Annotated in this window: 17 protein-coding genes; 6 read left to right on the forward strand and 11 right to left on the reverse strand. The window is 32.1% G+C overall.

Annotated features, from left to right (window positions below; translation table 11 throughout):
• Positions 1-63 precede the first annotated feature (63 nt).
• The 3 genes from map (at position 64) to ACVC5O_RS11960 (ending at position 2,122) form a co-directional block, all read left to right on the forward strand.
• A complete protein-coding gene (map, locus tag ACVC5O_RS11950) occupies positions 64-882 on the forward strand; it encodes a type I methionyl aminopeptidase (RefSeq protein WP_452221713.1) in 819 nt (272 codons plus the stop codon).
• 72 nt (positions 883-954) lie between these two features.
• Complete coding sequence (locus ACVC5O_RS11955; protein ID WP_452221714.1) at positions 955-1,329, forward strand: GxxExxY protein; 375 nt, start codon at positions 955-957, stop codon at positions 1,327-1,329.
• 25 nt (positions 1,330-1,354) lie between these two features.
• Positions 1,355-2,122 (forward strand): class I SAM-dependent methyltransferase, encoded by a 768-nt coding sequence (locus ACVC5O_RS11960; protein WP_452221715.1) that lies wholly within the window; start codon positions 1,355-1,357, stop codon positions 2,120-2,122.
• Here ACVC5O_RS11960 and ACVC5O_RS11965 read toward each other — a convergent pair whose 3' ends face one another.
• Genes ACVC5O_RS11965 through ACVC5O_RS11975 form a run of 3 tightly spaced genes read right to left on the reverse strand, consistent with a single transcriptional unit; the run spans position 2,123 to position 4,413 of the window.
• Positions 2,123-3,097 carry an FAD:protein FMN transferase gene (locus tag ACVC5O_RS11965; RefSeq protein WP_452221716.1) on the reverse strand — a complete coding sequence of 325 codons (975 nt, stop codon included), beginning with the start codon at positions 3,095-3,097 and terminating at the stop codon, positions 2,123-2,125.
• 18 nt (positions 3,098-3,115) lie between these two features.
• On the reverse strand, positions 3,116-3,493 hold the full coding sequence (locus ACVC5O_RS11970) for a Na(+)-translocating NADH-quinone reductase subunit F (RefSeq protein WP_452221717.1): 378 nt from the start codon (positions 3,491-3,493) through the stop codon (positions 3,116-3,118).
• Positions 3,494-3,546: 53 nt separating this feature from the next.
• A complete protein-coding gene (locus tag ACVC5O_RS11975; protein WP_452221718.1) occupies positions 3,547-4,413 on the reverse strand; it encodes a DUF4846 domain-containing protein in 867 nt (288 codons plus the stop codon).
• Positions 4,414-4,525: 112 nt separating this feature from the next.
• Between ACVC5O_RS11975 and ACVC5O_RS11980 the strand changes: the two genes are divergently transcribed.
• Positions 4,526-4,978: a Na(+)-translocating NADH-quinone reductase subunit F gene (locus ACVC5O_RS11980; RefSeq protein WP_452221719.1), complete on the forward strand. Its 453-nt coding sequence runs from the start codon at positions 4,526-4,528 to the stop codon at positions 4,976-4,978.
• Positions 4,979-5,069: 91 nt separating this feature from the next.
• Here the strand turns inward: ACVC5O_RS11980 and nqrF are convergent, their stop codons facing one another.
• The 6 genes from nqrF to ACVC5O_RS12010 all read right to left on the reverse strand — a co-directional run bounded on the left by nqrF (position 5,070) and on the right by ACVC5O_RS12010 (position 11,329).
• Positions 5,070-6,377 (reverse strand): NADH:ubiquinone reductase (Na(+)-transporting) subunit F, encoded by a 1,308-nt coding sequence (gene nqrF / locus ACVC5O_RS11985; protein WP_452221720.1) that lies wholly within the window; start codon positions 6,375-6,377, stop codon positions 5,070-5,072.
• A 1-nt stretch (position 6,378) separates the two neighbouring features.
• On the reverse strand, positions 6,379-7,116 hold the full coding sequence (gene nqrE, locus ACVC5O_RS11990) for an NADH:ubiquinone reductase (Na(+)-transporting) subunit E (RefSeq protein WP_452221721.1): 738 nt from the start codon (positions 7,114-7,116) through the stop codon (positions 6,379-6,381).
• Between the two features lie 72 nt (positions 7,117-7,188).
• On the reverse strand, positions 7,189-7,848 hold the full coding sequence (locus ACVC5O_RS11995; protein WP_452221722.1) for an NADH:ubiquinone reductase (Na(+)-transporting) subunit D: 660 nt from the start codon (positions 7,846-7,848) through the stop codon (positions 7,189-7,191).
• 1 nt (position 7,849) lies between these two features.
• On the reverse strand, positions 7,850-8,659 hold the full coding sequence (locus ACVC5O_RS12000; protein WP_452221723.1) for a Na(+)-translocating NADH-quinone reductase subunit C: 810 nt from the start codon (positions 8,657-8,659) through the stop codon (positions 7,850-7,852).
• A gap of 2 nt (positions 8,660-8,661) precedes the next feature.
• Positions 8,662-9,876 carry an NADH:ubiquinone reductase (Na(+)-transporting) subunit B gene (locus ACVC5O_RS12005; protein ID WP_452221724.1) on the reverse strand — a complete coding sequence of 405 codons (1,215 nt, stop codon included), beginning with the start codon at positions 9,874-9,876 and terminating at the stop codon, positions 8,662-8,664.
• Between the two features lie 103 nt (positions 9,877-9,979).
• Positions 9,980-11,329, reverse strand: a complete 1,350-nt coding sequence (locus ACVC5O_RS12010; RefSeq protein ID WP_452221725.1) for a Na(+)-translocating NADH-quinone reductase subunit A — start codon at positions 11,327-11,329, stop codon at positions 9,980-9,982.
• Positions 11,330-11,530: 201 nt separating this feature from the next.
• Between ACVC5O_RS12010 and ACVC5O_RS12015 the strand changes: the two genes are divergently transcribed.
• Together ACVC5O_RS12015 and apaG are read left to right on the forward strand one after the other, a co-directional pair.
• Positions 11,531-12,781 (forward strand): type IX secretion system plug protein, encoded by a 1,251-nt coding sequence (locus ACVC5O_RS12015; protein ID WP_452221726.1) that lies wholly within the window; start codon positions 11,531-11,533, stop codon positions 12,779-12,781.
• A 64-nt stretch (positions 12,782-12,845) separates the two neighbouring features.
• Positions 12,846-13,232, forward strand: coding sequence for a Co2+/Mg2+ efflux protein ApaG (gene apaG / locus ACVC5O_RS12020; RefSeq protein ID WP_452221727.1), 387 nt, complete (start codon positions 12,846-12,848; stop codon positions 13,230-13,232).
• Here the strand turns inward: apaG and ACVC5O_RS12025 are convergent.
• Both ACVC5O_RS12025 and ACVC5O_RS12030 read right to left on the reverse strand, forming a co-directional pair.
• Entirely contained in the window at positions 13,229-14,236 is a 1,008-nt protein-coding gene (locus ACVC5O_RS12025) for a DUF6695 family protein (RefSeq protein ID WP_452221728.1), read from the reverse strand. The two genes, apaG and ACVC5O_RS12025, sit on opposite strands and share 4 nt — an antisense overlap.
• The gene (locus ACVC5O_RS12030) at positions 14,229-14,951 is read right to left on the reverse strand and encodes an NRDE family protein (RefSeq protein WP_452221729.1); all 723 of its coding nucleotides are present in this window, start codon (positions 14,949-14,951) and stop codon (positions 14,229-14,231) included. The genes ACVC5O_RS12025 and ACVC5O_RS12030 overlap by 8 nt, the downstream gene beginning before the upstream one ends.
• Between the last annotated feature and the right edge of the window lie 19 nt (positions 14,952-14,970).

The raw sequence follows: 14,970 nt of genomic DNA on the forward strand, positions 1-14,970 counted from the left end.
AAGTCATATTTCTAAAAGAAAAAAGCAGTTTATTTTAAGTATATTTGCACATATTTTTTTAGCATGATTATAGTAAAAACAAGAGAAGAAATAGAGTTAATGCGCGAGGCAGCTTTAGTAGTTTCTAAAACTTTAGGAGAGGTTGCAAAAGCGGTTAAACCTGGAGTAACTACTTTAGAATTAGATAAAATTGCAGAAGCTTGTATTAGAGACCAAGGAGCAATTCCTGGGTTTTTAGGTTTGTATGATTTTCCTAATACATTATGTATGAGTCCAAACTCGCAAGTTGTACATGGTATACCAAACAGTACTCCTTTGGTTGAAGGCGATATAATTTCTATAGATTGTGGCGCAATAAAAAACGACTTCTATGGTGACCATGCCTATACTTTTGCTGTTGGCGAAATTGCTCCTGAAACCGAAAAACTACTACAAGTTACTAAAGAGTCTTTGTATGTTGGTATTAAAGAATTTAAAGTTGGTAATCGTGTTGGTGATGTTGGTTATGCTATTCAAAAATACTGCGAAGATCATGGTTATGGTGTAGTAAGAGAGTTGGTTGGTCATGGTTTAGGTAGAAAAATGCACGAAGATCCAGAAATGCCAAACTATGGTAAACGTGGTCGAGGCAAAAAATTTATTGAAGGTATGGTTGTAGCCATAGAGCCAATGATTAACTTAGGAACAAAACGCATTAAACAACATAGAGATGGTTGGACAATTACCACTTTAGATGGAAAACCTTCTGCACATTTTGAGCATGATGTGGCTATTGTTGATGGTAAACCAGAGTTATTATCAACGTTTGCATATATATACGAAGCTTTAGGTATTGAGAGTGATGAAGAGGATGCGTTTAGACAGAAGGCTTTGATTCTTTAGACACGAATTCCACTAATTTTCACTAATTTACTCACTCAATTTTTAATACTCATTATCTAAAAAAACAAAATTATGTCTAATCTCATATACAAAGAAGAAGCTTATAAAATAGTAGGTATTTGTATGGAGGTTCATAATCAATTAGGCAAAGGTTTTAATGAAGTAGTTTATGCAGATGCTTTAGAGATAGAATTAATGGACAATAATATTTCTTACTCGCGTGAAAAAAAATATGGAATTGTTTACAAAGGAAATTTATTGCCACATAAATATAAAGCAGACTTTATAATTGATAACAAAATAGTACTTGAATTAAAGGCAATTGATTGTTTAGTCTCATCGCATATAAAACAAACACTAAACTATTTAGCTGTTTCAAAATTAAAATTAGGCTTACTAATAAATTTTGGAGAAGATAGTTTAAAATACAAAAGGATTGTACTTTAGCTGTTCGTGAAAATTCGTGAAATTCGTGACTAAACAACTCTTCAAATTAATTCTAAATATCATTCCTAGGCCTATACTAATAAGGTTAAGCTATGTAGCACGTCCTGTTTTAGCCTTTTTTTTAAGAGGAAATACCTATACAGATCCTATTGATGGTAAAAGCTTTAAAAGCTTTTTACCTTATGGCTATGGAAAACAACGTAACAATGTGCTATCTCCATCTACTTTAAGTTTAGAACGTCATAGATTACTTTGGTTGTATTTAAAAAATGAAACCGATTTCTTTACTGCTGAAAAAAAAGTGCTTCACTTTGCTCCAGAGCAATGTTTTTTAAAACGCTTTAAAAAACTAAAAAACATTAACTACACAACAACCGATTTAGAATCTCCAATTGCAGATGTAAAAGCAGATATTTGTAATCTTCCGTTTAAAGATAATAGCTATGATGTGATTTTATGTAATCATGTTTTAGAGCATATACCTGATGACACGAAAGCAATGCAAGAGTTATATCGAGTTTTAAAACCTGGAGGATATGGTGTTTTTCAAATTCCGCAGGACTTGTCAAGAGATATTACTTTTGAAGATAACAGTATTATAGATAAAAAAGAACGTGCAAAAATCTTCGGGCAATATGATCATGTACGAGTGTATGGTCGTGACTATTTTGATAAATTACGAAGCATTGGTTTTAAAGTTGACGAAGTTGATTATACTTCAAATCTTTCCGCGGAAGCGATAGAAAAATATTGCTTGGCTAAAGGTGAAATTATTCCTGTGGTTTATAAATAATTAGCCTGGAAACCCATTTAAACTCAAAGTTTCTAATTCCTGCTTTTCATTTTCAAAAATTAGATAGGCTTTTAAGTCTTGGTGTTGTTCTAAAAATTGTTTTACTTTTTCAATTCCCATAGCTTGAAATGCTGTAGCGTAACCATCTGCCATCATACAAGTTTCTGCAATCACAGAGACGCTCAAAATATTAGTCTTACTAGGATAACCTGTTTTAGTGTTTATAATATGTGCATAGCGATTTCCTTGGTCGTCTATCTTAAATTTTCTATAGGTTCCAGAGGTTGCCATTGCAGCATCTTTTATAACAAGTACTTTATTTAAGCTTTGTGATCCATCAAAATTTGGATTTTCAATACCTACTGTCCAACCGCTTTGTTTTTTAGTATTTATTCCTTTTGCTCTTAGTTCGCCTCCTATTTCTACTAAATAATTTGCACTATTTTTAGACTCTAAAAAATTGGCAATAGCATCTACGCCATATCCTTTTGCTATAGCATTAAAATCTATATAAGCACCTTCGCGCTTTTTAATTTCATTATTTACTAAGCCTAATTTGTTAAAACCTACATAGTGCTTTAAACTGTCTATTTTAAGTGTGTCTAAGGCTGTTTTTTGTTTTTCTGAGCCAAAATCCCAAGCATTAACTAGCTTGCCAATTGTAGGGTCAAAAACACCTTCTGTTTCTCTATAAATTTGTTTAGCAGCTTTAAAAACTGTTACAAAATGGGTATCTACTATTACTTTTTCGTTTCTGTTTATTTTAGAAATATCAGAATTAGCTTCGTAATTAGACATCGATTTATTTATCTCATAAAAAATGCTGTCAAAAGCTTTTTTATAATTCTCCTGTCCATTATAATTAACACTATAATTTGTTCCAAAAACAAACCCTGAAATTGCAAAATTTTGAGGTTCTTTCTTACAAGACACAAAAAGTGTTACTACTACAGTTACAAGTAATAATTTCTTCATTTAAAAAAAGTTATTGTTTTAGTTTAGATTAGTTTCTAATACTTGGATGCCGTTGTATTCTATTAAATACTCTTCATTAAAATAAATTAGTAAATCCTCTCCATTTGGATTTCCTAATCCAACACCAGCATATAATACTTTAGCGTCTTTTTCAAAAGCATGTTTTTTAAAAGATTCCATCCAAACCACATCGTAATTATTAGGATTTTCTGGTAAAATTACTGCACGTACAATTACAAAAAAATACTGACTATTTTTATCTATACACACAAATTGAGGATGTCTTTTAAGTTTACTATTAATAGCTATAAACTCAAAACCACGCGACTCTAAATCTTTGCCTACATGATTCATGGCTAAGTTATGAAGTTCTTGTTTTGTTAGTGCTTTACTCATACTGCAAAAATAAAGTTTATTTCGCTTTCGCGGAAGAAAAGGCAAGTAACAAATTATTTAAACCTTGCAAATTTAGAATCATAGAAAGTATAATTAGAGACAGGAATTACGATGTTATTTTTTAATTGATACCAAGGAGAAATAGCATTATCTTCTAAATTTTTAACTAAATGCACGCTTTGAGCTGGTGTATTTCCTTGGAAGAGTAAGAAAAGTTTTTCGCCTTTAGCATTAACAACCTCATCACAAATCATAACAATATGGCCTGGACTTCCACCTTTTATTAACATATCGCCAATTTTTAAATCACTGTCATTTATAGATTTTAGTTCGTTATATAATGATAAAGTACCAGAATACATATAAATTAGATTTAGATAGTTGTAAAAATTATCTTTAGTATAATTTGCTGTAGCTGTTTTATTAAAGACTACTTTGTTTCCGTTAATTTTAGGTCTAAATCCTTTGGCGTAGTTATTCCAAGAGCAATAATCTCCTGATGTAAAATTAAAGCCTATCTCATCCTTTCTATTATTTTCCCAAAGGTATTCGCTTCTAATTCTAATAAGTGCATCTGCACATTGTTGTAACCCATTTTTAGGCACAGGAATTTCTAAAATCCCAATATGACCTCCTTGCCAAAAGTAAGCAGAGCCATCAAAATTTATAATTTTACTGCCAAATGGTTTTAATGCATAATGTCGTAAGTAATCCTCAAAACTACCTTTAGGATAAATTACGCGTTTATAACCCTCAGGAATATTTACACGTGAGGCAATTGTTACACTATCTTTATTAATTAAACTTGGAGTTACAATACTAGCTTCAACTTTAGTTTCAATTTTTTTTACAGGTTTAAATTGATATGCTAAAACCACTACAGAAAGTAATATAAACACTATTAATACACCTTTTTTCATACTTAAATTAACGCATTATTTTTTGGCTTTCGTATATGCATTATAATTATTTTAAGAAACTTATTTTATTTATGCGCCATTTTTTTAATATCTTAATTGAAACTTTAGCATTATGAAAACCACACTTCGCTTAGAATTGGCTTTAAAAAAACTATATATTTCTTTTCATACTAATGAGTTACATCCTGAGTACTGTAATAGTTGTGCAGTAGGAAATATTTTAGATAGAAACGATAGTTGGAAACATATTACAGATTGTCATGGCTCAACACAATTAAACTATGTTGGACTTGTAAATCAAAATTTTGGGAAGCGCTTTAATGGTTATAGTCCGCAAGAATTACTACAAATTGAAGCAGAATTTTTAAAAGGTTGCGGTTATAGTCTTCCGCTTAACGGGAAGCATAAAAAACCTAAAAACCCAAAAGACAAATCTGTTTTATTTAATGGACTTTGCCAAGCTATTAAATGTCTTTGCGAGTTAGAAGGCGTAAAAAATGTTATGGACTACACAAAATTATTCGAATTTGAAAACGATAAGCCAAAATATGATTTAGTGTATTAAATTACATTTTCGCATACTATAATAAATAAATAAACCAGAACAAGATGTTCTGGTTTTTACTTTATATGATTTTGAATTTTATAGTTTACTTCTATCCTCCAAAATCATCAAATCTTATATTTTCATCTGGAATTCCAAAATCTTCTCCCATTTTTTGAACTGCTTGGTTCATTAATGGAGGTCCACAGAAATACAATTCTATGTCTTCTGGAGAATCATGATGATTTAAGTAATTATCAATTACACAGTTATGTACAAAACCTACAAATCCATCTCCAGGAGCATCTAAACTTTCCTTTACTTTCCAATTATCTTCTTCTAAAGGCTCTGATAATGCTAAGTAAAATTTAAAATTAGGAAAGTCTTTTTCTAATTGATAAAAATGATCTAGATAAAATAATTCGCGTTTAGAACGTCCACCATACCAATAAGTTACTTTTCTACCAGTTTTTAAGGTTTTAAATAAGTGATATAAGTGAGAACGCATTGGTGCCATACCTGCTCCACCACCAACATAAAGCATTTCTGCATCAGATTCGTTGATAAAAAATTCGCCATAAGGTCCAGAAATAATAACTTTATCTCCAGGTTTTTGGTTAAATATGTAAGAAGAGGCAATCCCAGGATTAACATCCATCCAACCACCTTTAGCTCGATCAAAAGGAGGGGTTGCAATACGTACGTTAAGCATAATTTCTCTTCCTTCTGCAGGGTAAGAAGCCATAGAATAAGCTCTTTCTACAGTTTCAGTATTTTTCATTACTAAAGGCCATAACTTAAATTTATCCCATTCTGCCTGAAACTTATCTGGCGAATCATGCTCTTCAGGATGTGCTGTAATGTCCATATCTTCGAACTTAACAGTACATTCCGGAATTTCAATTTGAATATATCCACCAGCTTTGTAACCCATATCTTCAGGGATTTCAACTACAAACTCTTTAATAAAAGAAGCTACATTATAATTACGAACAACGGTTGCTTCCCATTTTTTAATTCCGAAAACTTCTTCTGGAATTGTAATTTCCATGTCTTGCTTTACCTTGACTTGGCAAGATAAACGTGCGCCTTGCGCTAATTCTTTTCTTGAAAAATGAGGCGTTTCTGTTGGTAACGCTTCTCCTCCACCAGATAATACGTGACATTCGCATTGAATACAAGTTCCACCACCTCCACAAGCAGATGGTAAAAATATTTTATTACCACCTAAAGTAGATAATAAAGTATCTCCTGATGCAACTTCAATTTCACGCTCACCATTTATTAATATCTTTACTGGTCCTGATGGTGATAATTTTTGCTTAACAACTAATAATAGACTTATTAGTATTAATGCTATGACTAGAAAGGCTACTACTGTAGTTATTACTGTTCCTAATGTTCCTGCTGCTAAAATCATATTACTCAACTAATTTAGTGGTTTCAGCTAATTTCTTAGCGTCCTCAGTTTGTATTGTTTCTACTTTTGCTGTTGGTTCTGTAGAAGGTTCTCCTTCTTCATCTCCACCTGTTAACATACCTCCAAAACTTAAGAATCCAATTCCCATTAAACCAGTAATGATAAATGTAATACCTAGTCCTCTTAAAGGTGCTGGCACGTTAGAATATCTAATTTTTTCTCTAATTGCTGCAATAGCTAAGATGGCTAAAAACCAACCTATACCAGAAGAAATCCCATAATTTACTGCTAAACCAAAAGTTTCTATTTCTCTAGACTGCATGAATAATGAACCACCTAAAATGGCACAGTTTACAGCAATAAGTGGTAAAAATATTCCAAGAGAATTATATAATGAAGGTGAGAATTTCTCAACTATAATTTCTACTAATTGTACCATTGTTGCAATGGTAGCGATAAACATAATAAAGGAAAGAAACCCTAAATCCATACCAGAAAAACCTTCTCCGTTTGAACTTCCATCTACCCAAGCCAAGGCTCCTGGTTGTAATAAAAATTGATCTAATAACCAGTTTAATGGTACTGTAATTGCAAGTACAAATATTACTGCTGCTCCAAGACCAACAGCAGTTGCTACTTTTTTAGATACGGCTAAGTATGAACACATACCTAAGAAAACCGCAAATACCATATTATCGATAAAAATGGATTTGAAAAATAACTCTAAATGCTCTATCATTTTTTTATTTTTTAAGTTTTATCTTGAATAAACGAATGTTTACTAAAGTCTAAAAGCTGTTTATTGTCTCTTTTAATCTTCGATTAAATCTTTATTTCTACTACGTTGTACCCAAATTATTAGTCCTACAACTATTAAAGCCATTGGAGGCATTAACATAAAACCATTATTCTCGTAACCAAAAGAATATAATCCTGTTGGTCCTGTTTCTGGACTACCTATTGGATCTCCTAATACAGGAATCCCGAAAAGTGTTCCAGAACCTAATAGTTCTCTAAAAAAACCAACAATTACTAATATTACTGCATAGCCTAAAGCATTACCAATCCCATCTAAAAATGATCGCCATGGTTTGTTGGCTAAAGCAAAAGCTTCAAAACGTCCCATAATAATACAGTTAGTAATAATTAAACCAATAAATACTGAAAGTGTTTTACTCAATTCGAAAGCAAAGGCTTTCAATACTTGATCTACAATAATTACTAAAGAAGCTACAACAATTAGTTGTACAATAATTCTAATTTTTGAAGGAATAATATTTCGCATTAAAGAAATAACGACATTTCCAACACCCATAACAAAAAGTACTGCGATACTCATTACAAGTGAAGCTTCAAGCTCTGCAGTAATTGCTAGTGCGGAACATATACCTAATACTTGAATAGTAATTGGGTTATTATCTGCTAATGGATCTGTGATTAACTTTGCGTCCTTTTTTGAAAGTAGTCCCATATTAGTTGTTATTATTTTTTAAATTGGTAAAGTATGGTAAATACAATTTTATATCTTTTTTAATCATTGCTGTTACACCATCTCCTGTAATTGTTGATCCTGCAATTGCATCGACTTTATGATCGTCTTTTCTTTCATTAATAGGGTCATTATTTCCTTTTGCTACAGTGATTCCTTTAAACACACCAGCCTCAGTTAATAAACGCTCTCCATAAAAATCGTCCATAAAATAACGTTGCTTTATGTTGGCTCCTAAACCAGGAGTTTCTCCTGCATGATCAAAAAAGGTTCCTCTAACAACCATATCTTTATCTAAAGCTACATAACCCCAAATGGCATCCCAAAGTCCTTTTCCTCTAATTGGCACAACATAAACTGTTTTTCCGTCTTGCGTACCTTTAAATAATGGTAAAAATCTTGACTCACCATTTTTAGCTTTAGTTTGCTCTTTTTTAATATCTATTAAGTAAGGTTCTTTTCCTGCACCTTGATCTTTAGAATTCATAAACTCATCTCGAGTCATTTCTTTTAAAATCTTTCCGTCTTTTACTTCAAGAACAATCTGCTCAGAAACATTAGTTTTAAACGCATCTGCAACTTTATCTGCAGAGATAAAGGTAATATCTCCAGAACCTTCATTACCATTTATTCCCATTGCATACAGAATATTCTGTTGCTTTTCTTTACGTTCATTTTCTTTAATTTTTGGCTTTAAAGACGAAGCTGTAAATGCTAATAATGAACCTACTACCACAACCATTGCTATGGCAAATAGTATTGTATATGAATTTTTATCTGTGTTAACTGCCATAATTATGCTGTTTTTACTTTTAAACGTTTCATTCTACGTTTTACATTTCCTTGAATCACGTAGTGATCGATAGTTGGTGCAAATACGTTCATTAATAAAATGGCTAAGAATACACCTTCTGGATAAGCTGGATTAAATACTCTAATCATTATAGAGATAAATCCAATTAAAAATCCATATATCCATTTTCCTTTATTGGTTTGCGATGCTGTAACTGGGTCTGTTGCCATATAAACAGCACCAAATAAAATACTACCAATTATAAGATGTTGCCAAAATGGTACGTCCATTAATCCAAAAAACTTACTTGATTCTCCAATCCATCCTGCAGAAACCACTCCATTAAAAATTAATCCCATGGTTAAGGCTCCAATTAATGTAGATACAATAATTCTCCAGCTTCCAACCTTTGAAAAGATTAAAAATAATGCTCCAATAATGATTAATAATTTTGAAGTTTCTCCAACAGATCCTGGCATAAACCCATAGAACATATCCATAAGATCTACATTTGGTAATGAGTTTCCTTGTGCATAGGCTCCAAGTACAGTTTCACCTGAAATAGCATCTGGTGTTCCTGCTAATTCTGTTGCTCCATGTACCCAAACTTTATCTCCAGACATCCATGTTGGATATGCAAAGAATAAAAATGCACGTATTGTTAATGCTGGATTTAGAATATTCATTCCTGTACCTCCAAAAACTTCTTTTCCTATAACTACACCAAAAACAACTGCTACTGCTAGCATCCATAATGGAATATCTACAGGTACAATTAATGGTACTAACATTCCTGTTACTAAATAGCCTTCTTCTACTTCGTGGCCTTTTATCACTGCGAAAATAAACTCGACTAATAAACCAACACCATAAGATACGATGACTAATGGCAACACAGTCCATGCACCAAGTACAAAATTATCCCAAGTAAGGAAGTTACCAAACAAAGAGACTTCTGTTACAATTCCTTTGGCAGCATCGATTGCAGCATAATGTTGATAACCTGCGTTAAAAATACCGAAAATTAAACAAGGTACCAATGCCATAATTACGGTATTCATTGTACGCTTTAAATCGTCGGCTGCTTTAATATGAGTCCCATTATGTGTGGTCTCATTTGGCAAGTATAAAAAGGTATGGATTGCGTTAAACGCAGGAGCCATTTTAGTGCCTTTATACTTTTCTTTTAAATTATGTAAATTACTTTTTAAACCCATGGTGTATTTTTCATTTCGTATGTTTAAAACACTCTATTGTTATTTTTTTGGTTTCATTTTAATCAAAACTATGTTTGTATTTTTGATTTAGAAAATGAATAACTTATCCTATTTCTTTTAGCATTAAATCTAAACCTTCTCTAATAATTTGTTGGTGTGGCTGTTTAGAGACACAAACAAATTCTGTTAAGGCAAAATCTTCTGGTGCAACTTCGTACATACCTAATGCTTCCATCTCGTCTAAATCCTGATACATACATGCCTTTAATACTTGCAATGGGTATATATCTAAAGGAAACACCTCCTCGTAAGTTCCTGTTGTAACAAAAGCACGATGCTCTCCATTTGTATTTGTGTTAAGTGCAAATTCTTTTTTTGGTGTTAACCAAGAGAATGTTAAAGCTCTAGAGGTAGAAATTTTATTAAAAACAGGTTTGTTCCAACCAAAAAATTCATAATCGTCTCCTTCAGGAATTACAGTTATTACAGTATCGTAATAGCCTAAACTTCCATCTGGTTTTACTTGTTTACCAGATAACACATTACCAGAAATAATACGATCGTTAGCGTCTTTATCTACTCCATTATCATAAATTATGGTGGCTACTTCACTTCCTATTTTTGTTTTAAAATATCTTGGCTTTTTCACAGATGAGCCTGCTAAAGCGACAATACGCTCTGCATTAAACTTACCTGTAAGCAATAACTCTCCAATTATAACTAAATCCTGAGCATTTACAGTCCAAACAGTCTCACCTTTATTAACAGGTTCTATTTTATTAATTTGCGTTCCAACGTTTCCTGCTGGATGTGGACCAGACACTTTATGAATTTTAGCATTAGATATATTAGCAAGTGGTGAATTGTTTGACCCAACACTAATATGAACATCTCCTGCTGTTAATTTAGATAATGCCGAAACTGCAGCTTGTAACTCTGCTTCTTTACCTTGTAACACAAAATCTAAATCTGCAGATAAAGGTGCTGTTGAATATCCTGAAACAAAAATTGCTTTTGGCTCTTTTTCAGGGTTCGCAACTACATCATAAGGCCTTTGTTTAATAAAAGACCAACACCCAGACTCTAACAAGTGAGCTTTAATAGTTGCGGAATCGGCATCCATATTAAATTTACCAAAATCTTTATATGATTGCTCTTTGTCTGCCTGAATTTTAATAGCATCAACACGTCTTTTAGGTCCTCTTACTATTTCAACAACAGTTCCGGAAACAGGAGATACATACTTTACGACTTCGTTAGATTTGTCATAAAAAACAACATCTCCTACTTTTAAAGTTGTGCCTTCTTTTGCAATTAATTTTGGAATTACACTATGGAAATCTTCGGGTCTTATGGTACAAAAATTACTTAAAATGGCTTGTTCAACTGTTTTTTCAGCTTCACCTACCAATTTAATATCTAGACCTTTTTTAATCTTAATGTCTTTTGACATACGCTTAAATCTATTTGTTAATAGTTTAGTGATTCAATTTTTAAAGTTTTTTAATGCTCTAAAAAATCGGTGCAAATTTACGAATAAATACGTAATTATCTTTTTAAAAACCTACAGAAAGGCTATTTATAATTGTTCTAAATAACGCAATTCAATTAGGCACAGATTTTGTTTATCTTTACCACACTAAAACCCTTATAAATGAGATTTAACATTAAACACTTTTTGGTTTTCTTTCTTTTTTCATCATTACTGTTTGCGCAAGTGCAAGAAGTTAATCCGCCAGAATATATAAAAACAATAACGTTTAAAGGCAATACACCAGAAAGTCAACTTCCTATTTTAAGACTAGGAGAATATATTATTTTAGAATTTGATGCACTTAATGGCGACGAAGAAGATTTTTATTATGTGATTGAGCATTTTAATTACGACTGGACACCTTCTAACTTAGTTAAAGCTGAATATTTAAACGGTTTCGATAACCAGAGAATTATTAATTATGAAAACTCTTTAAATACCTATCAAATTTATTCGCATTACAAATTAACTATTCCTAATAAAAGAACAAAAGGTTTAAGGGTTTCAGGTAATTATATGATAAAGGTTTACAACGATTACGATGAGCTCGTATTTTCCAGAAAATTTATGGTTTACGAAAACAGAGCAAATGTTGGAGTTGCAATAAAACGCTCACGAGACGTGTCGAACATTGCTACTAAACAATCTGTTGACATCTCAATTACACCTAATGGCAACCCATTTACAAATCCAAAACAAACAATTAAAACCGTTATTGTACAAAATAATAATCTTAACACTGCTATTTCTGGTCTAGAACCTCAATACACATTAGGTAGCGAGTTAATTTACAGATACACTAATAAAACGTCCTTTTGGGCAGGCAATGAATATTTGTTTTTTGAAAATAAGGATTTAAGAGTCGCTAATTCTGGTGTTCAATTTATTGAATTAAAAGAATTATACCATAGTTATTTATTTACAAACGTTGAGCGGTTTGACAAAGCCTATACTTACAACCCAGACATTAATGGTAATTTTTTAGTGACTGTAATAGATGCAGATGACACTGCAATTGAAGCAGATTATGCTTGGGTTCATTTTTCTTTATTAATGGACGAATTACCAATTGATAAATCGGTATATGTTTATGGAAACTATAACAATTATGCCATAGACAACACAAATAAAATGACTTACAGCCATGAACGCGGAGTTTATGAAAACAGTTTATTGCTTAAACAAGGATTTTACAACTACAAATATGTAGTTGTGGACGAAAAAGGAAAGTTAGACGAAGGCTTAATTGGCGGAAATTTTTGGCAAACAGAAAACAATTATAAGGTGCTCGTCTATTACAGAGATTTAGGCACACGCTATGATAAATTAATTGGTGTTGGCGAAGGAAGCTCTGTAAATATTAGTAATTAAAACACAGTTAGATTTAATTTACTATTTTTGTATAATTAAAATATTAAAAAGCAAGCATTTAGCTATGGTGCAACAAGTAACAAGAGGCATTAAAATTTCGGTAGAAACTAATTTTGAAGGTACATTTTATAAAAACTATAAAATTCACTTTGCTTTTGGCTATACAGTTACTATAGAAAACCAAAGCAAAGACTCTGTGCAGCTTAATGCAAGACATTGGACAATTTTAGACGCTCTTAATAATGAAGAAATTGTTACTGGTGAAGGCGTTATTGGTAAAAAACCCGTTTTAAAACCTGGAGAATCGCATACGTATAGTTCTGGTTGTTTACTAACGTCTCCTTTTGGAGCAATGCGAGGTTACTATAGTATGATAAACTTTACAACTACAAAAAAGTTTAATGTTACTATACCTACTTTTAAGTTAAGTGCTCCTTTTGCAATTAACTAATTTTCAATTTTGTCAAACCTAAAAATAGCTTCTCCTTGTTTAATGTGGAAGAATTTACAATTAGAATAATGCACTATTTGGTAAGCATCTTTATAATTAAAACCTGACTCTTTAATAGAAAATACTGCATCAACATCTATATTTCCATAAGGAGAAATACGTCTATAACGATACTCTGAAGCTTTTGAAGTTTCAAACAATTCAAACCAAGCTCCTGCAGCAATACCTGGTAACCATTGCGCTTTTTCATGTAATCCTGAAACAGTTTTAGGCTGCAAAGTTCCTACAAAATTAGGTTGATACCCTTTTAATTTATCTAAAAAACAACGTAGATTCTCACTTTTTTGAGAGCCACTAAATTCGCTAATTTCTCCGGTTTCAGAAACCTCAAAAGGAAACGGGTTGGTATTTGCCAATACAACGTTTCCTACAGTACTTGGTGTAAACCACTTAGAGTGTTTTAGTTTTTTAACCATTGCAGCATCTGTAACCGAAGCGATTAACGCCTCTGTAACAAATCGTGCACAATTACAACCTGATTTCACAAAAGCCGCATAGCGTATAAAACCTCTATTTTGCTGATTGGTTATGTGTTTTCTTGCCTCCTCATAATTCACAACATCACAAACCGATGCTAATAGTTTTCCATCGCCATGTGTTAACTTAGGATGCGTTGCTAAAAATTTTAAAATTGCATTTAAATTGGCAATCTCTCCATTATTAAATTGCGCCTTGAAAGGAATACTTAGTTCGCCATCTGTATCACTACCTCTAACCCTTCCGTTAGGTCTTGGAGTAATATAACGACCAAAGTCATGATATTCTAAAACTCCTGTGTTTTTATTTATTAAAACCAATGCAGCATGACCAGCTCTTACGCTTGTTTTATTACCAATACCTATATATTTTAGTAAAGAAGAATACCATTCTTCTGCGTGCGAAACAATAGTGTCTGGATAGGCTAATGTTAGAATAACACCTGTATTTTGCTTACTATTATCCATTTATAACTTCTGAAAGGTTAAACGTTTTATAATATGTTTCAGAAGTATTTAAATTTTCAAAACGCATAATAACCACAGACCCAGTTTTTTCAATTTGAGTAATGCTTGTGGTTTTTACAAAAGCTCTGTCCATAATTACACCATAATCTAAATTACCTTGTCCTGCAGTATTATGAAACTCTAAAAGCGTTTTAGCATTCAGTTGTTTTTCTTTTTTAAATTTAATAAACCAGTCTTGTCTTTTTTGTTTTTTATCTTCGGTATATAAGGTTGAAGACGACCAGATACGAGATTCTAATCCTAAGGATATAAAATGCACGTTTTCTCCATCCCAAACAATTTCGTAAAAATTCATACTTGTATTCCAATCTACAACTACTATTGTAAAAGGCTCAATATTCGAATAATCATAATTTTGAGCCTCATCAATACTTTGCATAGTTAACAAATTGGTTACTACAACTCCTCTGCTTAGTCTATAATTTTCTTTTCGTTTATGGAGTTTAAACCCACCATTTAATAAACAAACTACTCTGTTTTTATCGCTCACGCCAATCCAGCTTCCACCAGACTGCTCATCTTTTGGCATAAGCAATTCTGTAGTATTAAGCGTGTAAAAATCTGGAGACAAGGCAGCTCTGTTGGGAGCTTCGTCTCTGTTAGACGTTAGCACAAAATCATTATTACCTTTATTAAAAACGGTTACAGTACACATAAGTTTAAATAGTCCAAAA

It is taken from the genome of Lacinutrix salivirga (assembly GCF_053604675.1).

Excerpts from the sequence above, each read along its gene's own strand:
- map (WP_452221713.1), top strand. The coding sequence starts at position 64 with ATGATTATAGTAAAAACAAGAGAAGAAATAGAGTTAATGCGCGAGGCA.
- ACVC5O_RS11955 (WP_452221714.1), top strand. The coding sequence starts at position 955 with ATGTCTAATCTCATATACAAAGAAGAAGCTTATAAAATAGTAGGTATT.
- ACVC5O_RS11965 (WP_452221716.1), bottom strand. The coding sequence starts at position 3,097 with ATGAAGAAATTATTACTTGTAACTGTAGTAGTAACACTTTTTGTGTCT.
- ACVC5O_RS11970 (WP_452221717.1), bottom strand. The coding sequence starts at position 3,493 with ATGAGTAAAGCACTAACAAAACAAGAACTTCATAACTTAGCCATGAAT.
- ACVC5O_RS11975 (WP_452221718.1), bottom strand. The coding sequence starts at position 4,413 with ATGAAAAAAGGTGTATTAATAGTGTTTATATTACTTTCTGTAGTGGTT.
- ACVC5O_RS11980 (WP_452221719.1), top strand. The coding sequence starts at position 4,526 with ATGAAAACCACACTTCGCTTAGAATTGGCTTTAAAAAAACTATATATT.
- nqrF (WP_452221720.1), bottom strand. The coding sequence starts at position 6,377 with ATGATTTTAGCAGCAGGAACATTAGGAACAGTAATAACTACAGTAGTA.
- nqrE (WP_452221721.1), bottom strand. The coding sequence starts at position 7,116 with ATGATAGAGCATTTAGAGTTATTTTTCAAATCCATTTTTATCGATAAT.
- ACVC5O_RS11995 (WP_452221722.1), bottom strand. The coding sequence starts at position 7,848 with ATGGGACTACTTTCAAAAAAGGACGCAAAGTTAATCACAGATCCATTA.
- ACVC5O_RS12000 (WP_452221723.1), bottom strand. The coding sequence starts at position 8,659 with ATGGCAGTTAACACAGATAAAAATTCATATACAATACTATTTGCCATA.
- ACVC5O_RS12005 (WP_452221724.1), bottom strand. The coding sequence starts at position 9,876 with ATGGGTTTAAAAAGTAATTTACATAATTTAAAAGAAAAGTATAAAGGC.
- ACVC5O_RS12010 (WP_452221725.1), bottom strand. The coding sequence starts at position 11,329 with ATGTCAAAAGACATTAAGATTAAAAAAGGTCTAGATATTAAATTGGTA.
- ACVC5O_RS12015 (WP_452221726.1), top strand. The coding sequence starts at position 11,531 with ATGAGATTTAACATTAAACACTTTTTGGTTTTCTTTCTTTTTTCATCA.
- apaG (WP_452221727.1), top strand. The coding sequence starts at position 12,846 with ATGGTGCAACAAGTAACAAGAGGCATTAAAATTTCGGTAGAAACTAAT.
- ACVC5O_RS12025 (WP_452221728.1), bottom strand. The coding sequence starts at position 14,236 with ATGGATAATAGTAAGCAAAATACAGGTGTTATTCTAACATTAGCCTAT.
- ACVC5O_RS12030 (WP_452221729.1), bottom strand. The coding sequence starts at position 14,951 with ATGTGTACTGTAACCGTTTTTAATAAAGGTAATAATGATTTTGTGCTA.